General features: G+C 40.5%; 14 protein-coding genes. 7 read left to right on the top strand and 7 right to left on the bottom strand.

The genetic code is table 11. From position 1 onward, the window contains the following. Nucleotides 1–258: 258 nt before the first annotated feature. Nucleotides 259–1,314 carry a hypothetical protein gene (locus A7985_RS11055; protein WP_065790534.1) on the top strand — a complete coding sequence of 352 codons (1,056 nt, stop codon included), beginning with the start codon at nucleotides 259–261 and terminating at the stop codon, nucleotides 1,312–1,314. Between the two features lie 6 nt (nucleotides 1,315–1,320). After that, a complete protein-coding gene (locus tag A7985_RS11050) occupies nucleotides 1,321–2,370 on the top strand; it encodes a hypothetical protein (RefSeq protein ID WP_141685331.1) in 1,050 nt (349 codons plus the stop codon). A gap of 289 nt (nucleotides 2,371–2,659) precedes the next feature. Here A7985_RS11050 and A7985_RS11045 read toward each other — a convergent pair whose 3' ends face one another. Continuing rightward, entirely contained in the window at nucleotides 2,660–3,118 is a 459-nt protein-coding gene (locus tag A7985_RS11045) for a MarR family winged helix-turn-helix transcriptional regulator (RefSeq protein WP_065790532.1), read from the bottom strand. A 1,147-nt stretch (nucleotides 3,119–4,265) separates the two neighbouring features. On the opposite strand from A7985_RS11045, the gene A7985_RS11040 reads away from it, so the two are divergent. The 4 genes from A7985_RS11040 to A7985_RS11025 all read left to right on the top strand — a co-directional run bounded on the left by A7985_RS11040 (nucleotide 4,266) and on the right by A7985_RS11025 (nucleotide 6,676). Then, on the top strand, nucleotides 4,266–4,730 hold the full coding sequence (locus A7985_RS11040) for a hypothetical protein (protein ID WP_065790531.1): 465 nt from the start codon (nucleotides 4,266–4,268) through the stop codon (nucleotides 4,728–4,730). A 207-nt stretch (nucleotides 4,731–4,937) separates the two neighbouring features. Then, a complete protein-coding gene (locus A7985_RS11035) occupies nucleotides 4,938–5,309 on the top strand; it encodes a hypothetical protein (protein ID WP_065790530.1) in 372 nt (123 codons plus the stop codon). A 268-nt stretch (nucleotides 5,310–5,577) separates the two neighbouring features. Next, nucleotides 5,578–6,099: a hypothetical protein gene (locus A7985_RS11030; protein ID WP_065790529.1), complete on the top strand. Its 522-nt coding sequence runs from the start codon at nucleotides 5,578–5,580 to the stop codon at nucleotides 6,097–6,099. A gap of 112 nt (nucleotides 6,100–6,211) precedes the next feature. Beyond that, nucleotides 6,212–6,676 carry a hypothetical protein gene (locus tag A7985_RS11025; protein ID WP_141685330.1) on the top strand — a complete coding sequence of 155 codons (465 nt, stop codon included), beginning with the start codon at nucleotides 6,212–6,214 and terminating at the stop codon, nucleotides 6,674–6,676. A 298-nt stretch (nucleotides 6,677–6,974) separates the two neighbouring features. Here A7985_RS11025 and A7985_RS11020 read toward each other — a convergent pair whose 3' ends face one another. The 3 genes from A7985_RS11020 to A7985_RS11010 all read right to left on the bottom strand — a co-directional run bounded on the left by A7985_RS11020 (nucleotide 6,975) and on the right by A7985_RS11010 (nucleotide 10,817). Further along, nucleotides 6,975–8,927 (bottom strand): methyl-accepting chemotaxis protein, encoded by a 1,953-nt coding sequence (locus A7985_RS11020; protein WP_065790527.1) that lies wholly within the window; start codon nucleotides 8,925–8,927, stop codon nucleotides 6,975–6,977. Nucleotides 8,928–9,108: 181 nt separating this feature from the next. Next, nucleotides 9,109–9,639 (bottom strand): GNAT family N-acetyltransferase, encoded by a 531-nt coding sequence (locus tag A7985_RS11015; protein ID WP_065790526.1) that lies wholly within the window; start codon nucleotides 9,637–9,639, stop codon nucleotides 9,109–9,111. Continuing rightward, a complete protein-coding gene (locus A7985_RS11010) occupies nucleotides 9,615–10,817 on the bottom strand; it encodes an MFS transporter (RefSeq protein WP_065790525.1) in 1,203 nt (400 codons plus the stop codon). Before A7985_RS11010 ends, A7985_RS11015 begins: the two co-directional genes overlap by 25 nt. A 105-nt stretch (nucleotides 10,818–10,922) precedes the next feature. Here A7985_RS11010 and A7985_RS11005 point away from each other — a divergent pair, with 105 nt between their 5' ends. Then, nucleotides 10,923–11,804, top strand: coding sequence for a LysR family transcriptional regulator (locus A7985_RS11005; protein WP_065790524.1), 882 nt, complete (start codon nucleotides 10,923–10,925; stop codon nucleotides 11,802–11,804). On the opposite strand, the gene A7985_RS11000 is transcribed toward A7985_RS11005, so the two are convergent. From A7985_RS11000 to A7985_RS10990, 3 genes are all read right to left on the bottom strand, one after another. Next, nucleotides 11,801–12,406, bottom strand: a complete 606-nt coding sequence (locus A7985_RS11000) for a hypothetical protein (RefSeq protein ID WP_065790523.1) — start codon at nucleotides 12,404–12,406, stop codon at nucleotides 11,801–11,803. The two genes, A7985_RS11005 and A7985_RS11000, sit on opposite strands and share 4 nt — an antisense overlap. A 125-nt stretch (nucleotides 12,407–12,531) precedes the next feature. Further along, on the bottom strand, nucleotides 12,532–13,971 hold the full coding sequence (locus A7985_RS10995; RefSeq protein ID WP_065790522.1) for a hypothetical protein: 1,440 nt from the start codon (nucleotides 13,969–13,971) through the stop codon (nucleotides 12,532–12,534). Next, nucleotides 13,955–14,632: a hypothetical protein gene (locus A7985_RS10990; RefSeq protein WP_065790521.1), complete on the bottom strand. Its 678-nt coding sequence runs from the start codon at nucleotides 14,630–14,632 to the stop codon at nucleotides 13,955–13,957. The genes A7985_RS10995 and A7985_RS10990 overlap by 17 nt, the downstream gene beginning before the upstream one ends. Between the last annotated feature and the right edge of the window lie 348 nt (nucleotides 14,633–14,980).

The raw sequence follows: 14,980 nt of genomic DNA, 5'->3' as shown, positions 1-14,980 counted from the left end.
CTTTTGTTAACTTTCCTACTATTTTTTCTAAATAAAAATACCTAATTTCCTACTTTTTTTGCTTGAATTTTATACATCTATAAATCAACACATTAGACCAGTTTTCATTAAACTTTAGATGCATTTTAGTTAATAAATAAGTAACCAAATTGTTTATAAAGTTTGATTTTTGAGTATTTACTTGATAAACCTTGATGAGTTGAACACGAAGTTATGTTGTGTGTTGGCGTATTGGATACAACAATAGGAGCATAAGTAGTGAAATTATCAAACCACATACTCATTATTAGTTTTTTAGTGACTGTACTGTGTGTCAGTTCGCACACTCAGGCAAAAGCATACAAAACCGTGTTAATTCATGGTTTTCAGGCCCAGCAACTGTTTACCATTGATTCGGGTAAATTGGAAAGTGATGGTGAGGCCTATTGGGCTGACTATTGGGGCGCGCTTGCAGATGAGCGTATCGATTGGCCGTCATTTGAACGTGTCGAAGGCAAGATCGCGAGTGATTATCTGTGGCCCAAATTAAAGTCGATGTCTGAGCAAGGTACATGTATACCTGGGTGTATTTTACTGACGCATTCTACAGGAGATTTGATTGCAAGATATATTATCGATAATCAAGCAAACTGGTTGGAGAATGCTGGACTGCAACCGCTTAATATCGTTGCGACATTTGATGTTGCAGGTGCTGGAGGAGGAAGTGAACTTGCTGATGTTGCTGTGAATGTTGCAAATGGTGCATCTAACCCACTTACAGAAGCAGCAATCAGAGCTTGGTTAGGGCGTTCAATTGGCGAAACACTTGGGGTGTTAAACGACCTAAAAGTAAATAACGCACGTCAAATCGCCAGTTTCCCAGATAGCCGTACGCCAAGATTACGCTTTGTGGCCGACGGTGATTTATTCCTAGGTGCGACAAAACTATTTTTACCCGGTAAAGATGACAGTGTTGTGGCTACGCACTCTGCATGCGGGGCCAATCAGGCAGGATCTTTTGATAGCTGTAGTTTGAATATTGCGACAGATGGCAAAGTAGCGTCTCAAGACAAAGGGGTAAGACACTTCTTGCCGTATCATTACCCGATGCTCATGAGTGATAATTATGACCACCTTTCAATCATTATTGATAACGCAAAGGGCAAAGTAACTGCTGCGAACACGGCGATTGATATCGCGTCAAATAAACGAGTTGCCTTTGATACCTATACAAAAAATGAAGGCTTTTGGCTGTGGAAAAAGCAATACACGTACGTTCGTAACTCAGATAACCAAAGTATGTCTGCGTTGATGTTTGCAGCATTGCCTGAGTAATAAGTCATGAGAATTTTGGCTTTGTCGATGATGATAAGTGCGTTGATCGCACTTATCATCTGGTTTTCTATGACCCCTGATGTCAACGCGGAGTCGATGGTTCTGGGGGAAACTAAACTGGTGGAGAATAAATCTAAAGCCGCTCTGGAAGTGAGTGAAAACAAAGTCGCTGAGCTTAAGCCCAACGAGCCAATAGAAAAGATGCAAGTTGAAACTGCAGCGCAGAATATTGCGATTGGCTACCGCGAATCTTTAAAGTTTGCACCATACTCACAGCCGCTTACAGTGAATGACGAAGATAGACTTAACCCCAATAAGTTTATACCTGTTTCAACCCCTTTATTCGGTGAGGAAGCGTCCATTTCGTTATCGTTAAATAAGTTTAGGTTTATTAAACCGGAGCCTGTCGAGGTATGGGTAGAAGGGGAAGGGATTCAAAAAGCACAAATACAAGTCGGCCTCGTAGGTGAAAAGAAAACGATTCACAGTGTAGAAATGCAAGTGATAGGCGGGCGTGCACAAACTAAGTTGGGGGCTAAGCAATTACCTTTAGGCGACATCAGTATTAAGGCCATTGCGGATGTTAGCGGTGAAGAAGTGATTTTGGTCGCCCATGCCAAATACATGCAACCGAGTGCGCGATTACGGGGTGTTGCTAGTACGAGGATAGAGCAAAGCGACTTAGTGATTTCACTACAAATGGATGTGGAAGAAGCTGGTATTTATCGTGTTAGGGCAAACCTCTATGATGGTGAGTTACCGCTGGCGCACTTAGTTGGCAAACGTAAATTGGGAGAGGGTGGGGAAATCATCACTCTCAGAGCGCATCAAAGTGTTATTCCAAAGAGTGCCACTGCGCTAGGATTAAAAACATTTGTTATTGAACGAATGTCGTCCGTACCTGGAGAAGGCACTCGCTACGGCACAAGTGACATATCGGTAGCTGCTTTATTGGATGTAGATATTTCAAAGTTAGATCGCACACCCTATGCACCCAGTGAAAAAGAGTTGGCAAGTTTAGCTTTTTTAGAGCAGCTAGCGGGCGCCAAAAACTAGTGTTCGAATGCAAAGAGGACAGTGTTTGCTAGCTGTGTATACCAATGGATTCATCGTTTAAAAGTTAAAGGCTAGTTGCATACTACGTTTGCTTCACTTATTGGGCTCTGGCTGCTTACGCTTAGTTGCGCAAGCATGCAAGAAGGTGCTGTTGTCGTTTCTATAAATATGGCATAGATGAGGTATTAAAGAGCGCGCTTACTTTGGTAGCATGCATTGGTTTTCTTCTAATAAAAATACATAAACGATTAAGTGGCATGACTCGTAGTTAGAAGGCGTTCAAACACGGCTATTTTATCAGGTCAGGGTGTCTCTTTGATATAACCTTGGAAATTAGTCTAAATATCTGCTGTTGCTCATTTAATTCTAAATCACCTAAGAACTCAGCATTGACGCTTTTTGCAATCTCTGTTGCTTGATGCTCTATATTTTTTCCTTTCTCTGTCAAATATACCAAATGCGCTCGCCTGCTATTTGGGTGAGGCCTTCTTTCTACGAGTTGCATTTTTTCAAGAGTATCTAATAGGCGAGTTGTTGTGTAGTGTGCAGTATTACATCGATTTGTTAATTCTGTTTGTGTTAGACCGTCCTGCTCCCACAGCGCGAATAAAGAAGGCCAAACGTTTAAGCTGAGCCCAATTTCTTTCAATCTCTCATCAAGAGTTGCAGCTAAATCAGCACTCAAAACTGCAATCAACCATCCAAAGCTCGATTGTCTAGGTAGTGCAGGTTGTTGGTCTTCGTCCAAAACTATCTCCTAATTATTGATTGCTGTAAAAACAATCACAACACAACGTATAAACTTAATAAAAACAGAGCTAAAGCAAACAATCTAGGTGTAAATTTCTGCTGGGCACTGGTACTGTAGACACGATAATACCCATTATCGCGGGTTTTGCTAGGGACTTCCTTTTGATTTTATGGGTATTATAGCTCGCAAATGTTCAAAAACCCCTCCTATTAAAACTAAAGAATTCATGGTTTGTATCTCTTATCCCCTTTTCTGTTTAAAGCTAAGCGTATTATCACATATCAACGAAACAGGGTATAAACCGCAAAACATTCGAAAAGGTACAATCGATAAAAATACAACCATTAAATTGCCTATTAGGTTACGGCCCGAGTAAGTCACATTTTTATCACGCAGATAAGTAGTTAATTTGTCTACTGTTGGTACAAACTGAGCCAATACCTACAGTGCGACTGTCATGAATAGCTCATAGAATTCGCCGAGTGATAAGTCAAAATCACAACATGCCTAAAAATGAGGGGTTTACACCCGCACTAAAAACCTCAGTCTCGTCAAACCCTGGCAAATAGACAAGCTTGTAGCCAAAGACAAAGTGTCAATAACTTTGGATAAGGAAAACTTGCTTTTGATAATGTTGCGTTTGCAAATATATCATTTGCTAAGTATAGTGTCATTGTTGTTTGATTATGTTTTAGTCAATTCAACGATAGGAAGTGGCAAGAAGTGCAAAGCCATCACATGCTTTTGTTTTGTGTTGTGTTGAACAAAACAAAGCGGTGTGGAAAAGAGGCAAAAGTTATGCGCAATAGCAGGGCTGAGCGGTATACAAGCTTATGAATTCATAAGAAAAGAGAGAGCCGGGTAAAGTTTTTAACTCAGCGGAAATGCTTTCAAGCATTGCACTTACATTAAGAAAAGTGCTTCCTGAAAACTCAAATGGTCAATGGTGTAGTAAGGAAATGGCATCGGGAAATAGAAGGGGAGTGAATAAGAGATTTGCAGCATGACCCTTGAGCCAATGTACATACCTGAAGTAATAAAACTTCAAAACTGCGAGCAAACAAAAAGTACATTAGATCAAACTAGGTCTACTTGTCGTTCGTGTCATTAGAAATATCGGTCCCTAAGGTAATAGAGGTAAGTTATGAGAGAAAAACTAATTAAAGTTCACGCGGTTTCGGCAATATCGGCACTATTGCTAATTTCGACATTCTTTGTAAGTACCTCCATTTCAGAAGCTTTTGGTGACTATGATGACACTAAAACAGTGAAAACAATAATATTCTATTTAATTTGGGTTGTTATTCCATTGATGGGAATAGCTGGAATTACGGGCAATAAACTGGCTCCTAAAGCCCATGGTGGCATAATTGGAAGAAAAAAAAGGCGAATGCCATTTATTGCTGCTAACGGTGTATTGGTCCTTGTACCTTGTGCAATATACTTAAAAACACTGGCTGTTACAGGAAGCTTTGACAGCACTTTTTACATAGTTCAATGTGTTGAGCTTATCGCGGGATTCTTAAATATTACTTTGATGTCTCTTAACTTGAGAGATGGACTAAGTATACGTAATGTCAAAGTTCGTAGCTCGGTCAAGGATAAATAATGGGAGCCTAAAAGAACCACGAATGAATTGGCCAATACGCTTGCGTTTGGGATTAAGGCGACTCAGACTCTTTGTTTAGTGCTAGTTTTATGTTGCATATTTTACAAATGGCATCAACGCTCAGGGTACGATGAGTGCTATGTACTACACTTAGCTTCTAAGTAACTTAATCACCAAGTACTGATGTAAAAAGTAAGAGAGTTCTCTATGCCTAACGCACCTCATGGGCAATCGTCGACCACCTGTGTTCAAAATAATGTGATTTTAAATCTCAAAGGAGGCTTTAATTTTGAGGGGGTGGTAAATGCCAACAACAAACTTAAGAGCTATGTCCTTAATGGCTTATTTTCAGACTGGAATTTAGTGATAACCATAGCCCCTGAAACATTATTAACGCCTGACTCAATTGATGAAGTGATTGATTTGATTAAGTGGTTGGAAATTAACCAGTGTCGGCAGGTAGTCTATGTAACAAAGAGTAATATGTATGATGGGCTAATAGCATCCATTTTTAAAAATAGTAATTTGAGGTATAAGTTTTGTACGACACTTGAAAGTGCGTTGGAGCAGGAGGATTAATCTAAGAATTAACCAGTTCGGTATCAACCCCAAATTTACTAAAGTACATGGTTATTAAATCCTATTTTGGCCGCTAGTAAATTTATTACTTTAACTTCTCGCTGATCTTACACGATTCAATTGGCAGCTCGAATGACGATAGGTTTAAACCCTAATGCAATATTCAATAAGATAGAATAAAAGCGACCAGCTTGAATGTTAACATTTTGGCTGTAACGTGTTAATATAACGATTGATTTTGTGTTTTAGGTTCTTCTTCGAGGTTTAAATGTCTAGGTTTTTGATTGTTATTTTGTCATTGATTTTAACAGCGTGTGCTCAAACGTATGATCCCACTCAGCCACTCAAAGAAAATACAGGGTTAGTTGTCGCAAAATTTAGGATGTCTGGCATACACTCTGCAAATTTCTTAACCCGAAATACAAATAGAATTTTAGATAATTACAGCTTTGCGATGAAAGGCAGTGAAAAGTTATTTGTATTTCCAATGTCAGCTGGAACACATGCGCTTGACCAAGTTTTGTATATGCAGGGGTCTGGCTTAGTTGATCCCGATCTAGATTGTTTGGGCACTTTTACAATAGAGCCGGGAACTGTAAATTATATCGGTGATGTGTACTTTGATGTAGGTGGATATAACAATTATATTATTTTCTCTACGCATAACTCATCAATATTAGTTAAAGATGAGCGTGTACAAACTTATAAAGAGTTTGAAACTCGATACCCTAATGTGGCCAAGAAATTTACCAGAAATGAGTCAATTATTGGCCCATCAGCATGTGAATAAGAGTAAAAAATTAATCACTTCGAGTGCGCCTTTATTTATAGAAAAGAGAACAGTAATGGCAAAGCGAGTGGAAATGTCATGCACATCCATATTATTCGATTAATGGTAGTTAATGATGATTCGATGTCCAATTTGTAGAGAACCTTCAGGGCTAAATACTGAACGAGAGGTTTGCCGAGAATGTGTAAAAAAAGCGGTAAACCGTGAAGGACGTAAAGTTAAGTTTTACAATGAAGGTATGGGCGGCGGATATTTTATGGAGTGCCAAGAAACAGGTAAACGCTCAGAAGACCCCGTCTGCTATATCTCTAATGTAAAGTGTGTTGCCGGAGAGCGACGCCGGTTTGGTGGGATACGGGTCGAGACTTACGAGTCTTGGAATAAAACCTATCGATATTCTCATGTTGAACCTTCTCAATTTGTTCAGCCTTCTCTTTTCTACAAACTAAAAAATGGAATAACCAGTTTTACAAACTATCTTAAAAGCACTTTTAAGCATCAAATTTTAGAGCTTTTGGTATTAATATTCGTCGCGCCAGTTTTGTTTATGTTTCTCATTAGACTGGTCTTTTATTAGGACTTTATCAATGGGGTCAGAGTCATTGATTATGGGTCGCTTTGAAATCAGGCTCTTTAAGTATGAGCGCATGGTTTCTTAAGGGCTTTCCCCAGAGATTGTGAATCCAAGTGGTTGTTGGAATCAATGGGGTCAGAGTCATTGATTATGGATCGCTTTGAAATCATGCTCTTTAAGTATGAGCGCATGGATTCTTAAGGACTTTCCCCAGAGATTGTGAACCCAAGTGGTTGTTGCGGCGAATTATTAACCACAACAACCTTATTAAAGCGTACCTAATGGGCGTGTATCAACTGACTTAATCTACATTAAACCGCCCCACCAATTCGTCTAAGTTGTTAGCAAACTTAACTAATTGCTTTGCACCATCATATAAAGAATCGGCTGAACCACTGACTTGTTGAATTGACTGATTTATCCCCTCTATTTGGGTTTTACTGTCACTTGCATAGGCACCTTGCTGCTCTGCTTGTTGAGATATATTGGCAATAATCGGGGTTACCCTTTCTATCGAGTTCGCAATCTCTTCAAATGCTCTATGCGCTTGCTCTGATTGCTCAATGGCCGTTTTTGATTCCTCAACACTGAGTGTCATGTGCTTTGAAACCGAGCGGGTTTGATCTGTCAGTTTAGTGAGTACCTTTTCTATATCTTGTGTAGCATCATGGGAGCGCTGTGCCAAAGTACGTACCTCATCTGCCACAACCGCAAATCCACGTCCTTGTTCTCCTGCTCGAGCTGCTTCAATTGCCGCATTTAAAGCGAGTAAGTTGGTCTGTTCAGCGATTGTACGGATCACCTCTAAAATATTGGTGATGTCTTTACTTTGCCCTTCTAGCTCGCTCATTGCCTGCGCAGAACTATCAAGAGAATCATTGAGTGTGGCCACTTGACTCACAGTGCTTTGGATAAGCGCATTACCTTGCTTGGCGTGACTGTCTGTATTTGATATCTCACTCAATGCTTGAGTGCAATTGTCATTAACGGTCATGGCCATATTTTCCATAGCTTGTGTATGCTCCGCAGTTTGCTGAGACGTGCTTGCTTGATGATGACACTGACCACGAATATCATCTACGCTGCTATGAGATTGTTGCGCTTGGGCATTTAGGTTGCTGGCGTTGCTTTTTATATCTCTAACTAGGCCATTAATAGAGTTTAGAAATTGATTAAACCAAGAAGCGAGCTCACTTATTTCATCATTGCCTATGACCTGCAAGCGTTTCGATAGGTTACCTTCACCTTGTGCAATCTCTTTAAGACCATCAGACACCATTTCGATGGGGTATACAATTTTATTGGCCAGCGCAATAGCAATGAAAATAAACAACACCAGCATGACGACAGAAATGAGTCCAATATTGTATGACATCGCATAGGCAGAAGAGAGAATCTCGTCCTCTTCAATGAGGGCCACAAAGGTCCAGTTGAGTGCTTTAGAGTGATAAAGCCTAGCCTGCAAAACAGCATCACCAGTGTCAATTCTTATCAAGGCTTCGTCAGAGGGGTTATTAATCGCCTTGTATTTTGGGCCATCAAGGGAGGATATATTCTTGAAATTACTGTCGGGGTTTTTCGGGTCGGCCAGTACCGTACCATTGCCATCTAACAACATGAGATAGCCGGTTTGTCCAAGCTGAATATTACTGACAATATCCGTCAAAGTGGCCAGTGTCACATCGAGTGATTGTACGCCAACTAAGCTCCCTGAACGTTTAATCGCTGTAGCGATAGATACCATCGCCTGCCCTGTAACCCCTTGATAGGGTTCGGTAATGACAACATCTGATTGGGATCGGGTGACTTCTTGATACCAAGGTCTTTTACGTGGGTCATAACCACCTAGTGGTTCTGCTGGATACTGGATGAAGCCACCATCTTGTGTACCAAGATACACAAACAAAAGTTCTGGATGGGTGACTCCAAAGCTTTCGAAAAGTTTAAATATTGCAGCCTCTTCAGGTCCTGAAGAGGCTGGCTCCATCATCTTTTCATCGCCGAAATATGTGGTGGTGTCTTTCGCGACACTCACCACCGCTTCGCTTTGCGCTAAAAAGCGCGCGTTATTCTTCATTTGTTCAAAAAACAAAATGAATGCGTTCTCTACTTGTCTGATTTCATTATCAGAAGTTGCAATAAAGCTGGTGTTCGACTCCTGCTTGGTGCGGGTAATACTCATTATTGATATTGCTAGAATAGGAATAATGACTGTCAGTACAAAGCTGCCGATCAGCTTTTGTCGCATTCTCATATATAGCTCCAACTACTTGGCTTTTAAACAGTATAGATGCTGTTTTCTAACCTGTGTAATTGAGATATAAAGAAATTTAACGATGAGATATATTGCTAAATTGGTAATGGTTTTGCATATACGAGAGGACAAATTGCGTACTTTAGGGGCGCTGCTGGCTCAAATGAGCCTTAAAGAGCCATTATTGTAACTCTCGCCTTAATATAGAGTACATAAAACTGTTTTGGTAGCTGCCTTGTAAGTACATGTTATCGCGCAATTCTGCTTCTCGGCGCATGCCTAATTTTTCCATTAGCCGCCATGATGCAACGTTATTTATCGCACAAACTGCGATGACTTTATTGAGCTCAAATTGGTCGAATAAACTTGAGATAAACGTACTTGCCGCTTCAAATGCATAGCCCTTCCCCAAGTGCTGTGAGCTTAGGCGATATCCAATCTCACCAATATGGCACTGTTTTTGGGTGAACTTAAATAGCAATTCACCGATAAACTGGTTTGTCGTTTTGCACCGGATTGCCAGCATCATTTTTTGATGATCATGACCCTGCCAAGGTTGCGTTGCTTCTTCTATACGCAGCTTGGCATCTTCTAATGTTGCAGGGTCACCAATATATTTCGACGTATCTGGGTTTTTCCTTGAGTGATATACATCCGTTAAATCACTTTGTTGTAAAGGCCTAACAATTAACCTTGCAGTTTCGAATTGCATAACTTAACTCCCTTTTGACTGATTTTTTCATTACTTTGTTTTTTGAGTGCTTTTAAACAAATAAGTACAAGCATTGCGCACCCCGCCGTTAAAAGGGCAATAGAGCTTGGGCCTGTAATAATGTATTGATTGGCAAGCCAAGCAATGCTTGAAAATAAGAGTAATTCGGTTGCCCCCACTAATGCATTTGCTGTACTCGATCGCGATTTATAAAAGTGGCCAACATAATACATGTAACTGGGAAAGTAACTGCCAAAAATAAACATGATGGCGCAGTGGGCAAAAATGACAGCGTGCACATGTTCACTAAAAAACAAAAAGGTAAGGGCGCTTATTGGCAGCGCTGGCCATAAATACATCGCGATTTTTAGATGATGCGTACGTTTTTGCATGAATTTGGCAAGTGTTGAGCCAACCAATAATCCAGACATAGCAATCATCATGGCTTGTCCTATTTGTTCTGTAGAAAAGGCAAATTCATTACGCAAGAAAAAAGGCAAGTAGAGCTGCAATGTTAAGTATAAAAATGTTGGCGCCCACTTTAGCGATGCCACGGGTATGAACGCGGGACTTGTGGCGATTTTTTTGTATTGCTCCACTAATGCATTGGGCTTTAATGAAATGACACGTTTTTTGGACTTTGGGAACGTCGCCAATCCAAATAGAAAAATACAGATATAAAAGCAAATTAACACCAAAGACATGCCTTGCCATGAGAATTGCGCCGCTAACGTACCAGCAATCAACGGCGTGATAAGTGCTACAAGGCTTGCTGAAATAGCTAGACTGCCCATTGCACTGTTAAGTTTTGCGCCTTGAAAACATGAGTATAAAACAGCACGGCTTACTAGAATGGGCGCAGCACAGCCAGCACCTTGTAATACTCGGCCAACCATAAAACTGCTTGCGTCATTTGCAAAAGCACAAACTAAAGTGCCAACAATTAATATGATTTGGCCAGCGACAAATATTGGCCGTTCGCCATTTTTGTCGCACAGTGGCCCGACAAGGAGTTGCGCTGAGCCTAAAGAAAGGAAAAAGCTGATAATAATTGCTTGACTAGCACCGGCTGACAAAGCAAGGCTGTCTGCTATATCCGGCAGGACAGGCATAAAAATTTGGCTCGCTAGTTGAGAACAAGCGGTCAATAAAGCGGCCAATGCGATGTACCTATTCATGATTCTCCGGAATACGACTGGGAAATGTAGGCGGTAATATAACGTGCTTTTAATGTCCTAAAAATAAGGTAATAATTAAAAGACTTTTTCTTCTGGGGAATTAATGTGGACTGGTTAAGCGCAGCGCGCAGCTTTGTAGTGCTTGCAGATATGGAAAGCTTCACAAAGGCTGCTGAGATTATGGGAATATCCGCTTCGGCAATGAGCAAACGAATTGATTGGTTAGAGAAGCAACTCGGGCAAACTTTGTTCATTAGAACAACAAGGCAGGTGAGCTTGAATGAAAATGGTATGCAGTTTCTACCTAATGCAAGGCAGTGGGTTGACCAATTCGAAAATATGTTAGAGCAGGCGCAGGGCAGTGAATTAAAACCTCAAGGCACTTTAAAAATTGCAGCGACTCAGGCGATTGGAAGTAGTGTATTGATGCCTAATATAAAGCGGTTTTTGGAGCAATACCCTGATTTAACAATTCATCTCAATGTTTTGACGCCAGGCTCCCCGCCAGATTTGGAGCATGACCTTGTGATAACGCGATACCATGAGGAGTTTGACTCTGCGGCCCATAAAGGCACTCGATTAATTGATTATCAAATGATGCTGTTTGGTGCGCCAAGCTATTTGTCTCAGTGTGAGGAGATCCGAACTGTGGCGGATTTGGCATCTCATAAGATGCTGTTGAGTAATTATTATCAGAAAAAAGGTGGCATTATTTTAGAAGATGGGACGCTATTTGATTTCAATAATTATAATTTTGTTTCGGATCACTTAGATGCCATGATGAAAGCTGCGGTGCAGGGCATGGGGCTTATTTTTATTTCGCCTCAATACGTTGCGAGAGAGATCAAGCAAGGTGCGCTAGTGCCCGTATTGCCTAACTTAAGGTCAGAGGTGAAGCAGCTTTGGGCTTACTATCCCAACTCCAGCTTCACACCCTATAAAACTCGACTTTTTATTGATGAGCTTAAACGCAGCTTGGGCAGTTAAAAACGGTAATTGATACCGGCACTTAGCTGAAACTGGTTTAATACGTCACCATCAAAATGCCAGATACAGTTATCGGTGGTTTGTGGATCATCATCACAAACAACAGACGATGAATTCTTGACGATGGTCGCCATCCAGCGTAGCTCTGTGAAAGCGTGGAATCCTGCGCCGATAGAGTAATCAACACCCGTGAATAAACCTGAAGCGAAGAAATCATCTGACTCAGCAAAGTTTGGGGTAATTCTATTTACGCCGATTTGTGCGCCGATAAAGTAGTTGATATTTTGGCTGATTGGTCTTTCAATGGCACTTTGAAATAGCAAGTATTCCATATCTACTTTGGCGATAGCATTGTCCGCAAACTCAGTTTCATTAAAGCTGTAGAATAGCCCGTAGCGAGTGCTATTCACTATGCGGTCAGCAGAAAATCCAAAGTGGCTATTGTCCTCAAGATCAATCGTAAAGTTTTTACTTGTCGTTAGATCGTGGTTGGTGGAGTAACCGCCAAACACAGAAACACCAAACCCAGAATCATCAGCGAATGCAACGTTTGCAGAGCTTAATAAACCGAGGCTGGTAATCAGGCAAAGAATATTTTTCATATATTGTCCTTAAATGCTGGTCTGCGGCTATTTTGGCATAATTAAATGAATAAAAGGAGAGGCTGAAAAAATAAAGTATGCCCCCAATTTTCATTTTTATAAATGTCACCGTGATCGTAAATAATTTAGCGGTTCATTAGAGTGAACATAAAATCACCTGTTTGTGCACTTGCGTGGCATGAAACACAGTTAGAGTCTAACGAGAATGGCTCTAATGCTGTATTCCTCAATAATGCTTCACCCTGATTGTTTACAATAGGCCTCGGCACACCTCTAGAGTCGACCCACTGTACATCCCCTAAAATGTAGTTGCTTAGTATCTGTAAGTGTTTGTATGAACTCTTTTTTGCATCAAATACAGGTTTGCAAGCGGTATTATCTAAGTAGTCACACTGCTTAACATAATTTCCATTTTGATCTAACTCCACACACTTTTTACAAGATGCCAAAGAAACCTCTTCCATTTTAATGTCTCGGTTTTGTTGCTTTAGTCTTGTTATACCAGCGTCGGTTTGTAAGGGGTTGTTTAAGATACAAGCGGCTTGTGCTTTTAGGCTCATATCGAAGTCACCACTACTGTTAAAGCATGTTTTTGTCGCAGTGTTGAAGTCAATACTTTTAGCATTAAAGAGAGACCAGTAAGTGTTTTTACTTGAATATAAGTCTTTTAAATCACTGATTGTTGGCGCATTAAACTTGTGTTCGTATGTTGCCCATGACCAAGAAGAGGCATTTAACAATGTACGCTTGGTTGCATTTGTATATTGATAAAAGTGTTCGCTATACCTCAAAGGTGCCATTTTGCTGGCGACATGAAGGCCGACTAGCGCCAGTTCTTTTAGTTCACACTTGTATTCTGAGTGCGCTGAGACAATTAAAGCTGGTGTCGTGATGTAAGTGTGAGGATCTTTCCTATCCACTAACTTCCATGCTGATTTCAGAACTATAGCCCCTCGTTTTTGCAGTGAAACGCTCTCAGACCCTGTTGGTAGCTTTAGCGGAATATTCTCAGATGAACGTGTAATAGTGTGGTAAGCAGCTGAATTAATGTGTGTCTTATAATAAACAGGCTTTTTTTGCCTGTCGTAAAGCACCTGACCCTGAGGGTTTTCAGAGGGGGATATAACTAGCAGAGGTGTATTATCGTGCAATGCTTGAAATCGATGAGGTAAATTTGAGCCAATGCAATGCTGATTTACTAACTTTTGAATACGCTTTTTATCGGACGGCAGATAAAAGTCGCCATCATTGGCATCATAACTTGGCCAATTGAACCAAAATGGTTTGTAGCTTTGGTTCAGATTGATTGGATTGGTTATCGTTTTGCCTTCTGCTGTTGGCCAATTGATAGCGTAAAATTGTTTAAGTGAGTAGGTTAAAAACCCTTGGTCGTTGCCTACCTGACCCCCGCCTATTGCGGCAGGAAAGCAAGGGCTTGGATCTTTCATGACTGAAGCATAATCTTTGCAATCAACATCTGGCAGTTGATGGTTTGGCAATGGTTTAGCTGCTGAGCAGCTAAACGCTATTCCAAAGAGCAGTAATGAACTACCAAGTCGCAGCATATAAATTGTAACCTAGGAAGTTTTCTAATTGACCTTTAGAACCAGTATGTAGTTGTTGCGCTATCCAAGACGAAGACGTTGAGTCCAAAGAGTACCCGTTTACTTCTATAGCAGATAATAACGCAGCTTTATTTAACGTGCCTTCTGTCTTTAATAATTGACCACGTAACTCATCGTTGAAAGACAATTCCCAAAGGGCAAATACGAGCGCTTTCCTTTGCTCATTGTCTAAATCGGGTCCATAATCAGCGACATCCATGTTAAATTTTTCACTTGAAGCAGTTGTTGAAGACAGAGCCGTAGAGAAAGCCATCTTACCAAGGTGCTCACCTACATGTTGTTCTGCGTCTTTATGGCCGCTGATTTTAACAAGGAATTTTCCGTAATGCTCATCAATCCCAGCATTTTGGTTATGTTCTGAATATTCTGAATATGGCATGTAGTAGTCAACAAGTAAGTGGTTTGCTACGTCTTTATCGGAACTTAATTTGCTATACAATTCGTTTGTAGATTTTCTCAATTCTGGAATAGCTGATTGGTTGTAAAGCAGCTGCATTAGGCCAAGCTTGTTGCTTTGCGTTATGCTCACTTGTTCATGTGAATTTGCGACGTGACTTGCTAACAGTGCGGATAGACCAATCGCTATATATTTGAAATTCATGTTTATATCCTTACATTTTATTTTTCGGGTATGCTTCTATTATTTATACTGATTGAAATTAGGCTTTTTACCTCTTTTTGGATGGCTTCAATATGTACTCACCACTACGGTATCAATCGAGTAAATGAAATGGTTAATAAATGCACAGGGTGGGTTGCAAAGCATGTTAAAGCGCACTTTTACGTAAATCAGCAAACATAGATATTTCTTGTTGCTTGTTTTTTTGAATACAAAAATAGGCTTGTTGGTCGATTTGGCCGTCTAACATGATTTTATAGTCACACACCAATTTCATGACGAGTTTTGTTATTGAGTGAATGTAAAAATTTTGCTTCGGGGATTTTCAAC

This window comes from Pseudoalteromonas luteoviolacea (assembly GCF_001696455.1).
GTDB lineage: Bacteria > Pseudomonadota > Gammaproteobacteria > Enterobacterales > Alteromonadaceae > Pseudoalteromonas > Pseudoalteromonas luteoviolacea_C.
The sequence above is the reverse complement of the archived record's forward strand: the minus strand, read 5'-3'. Positions and strand labels throughout refer to the sequence as shown.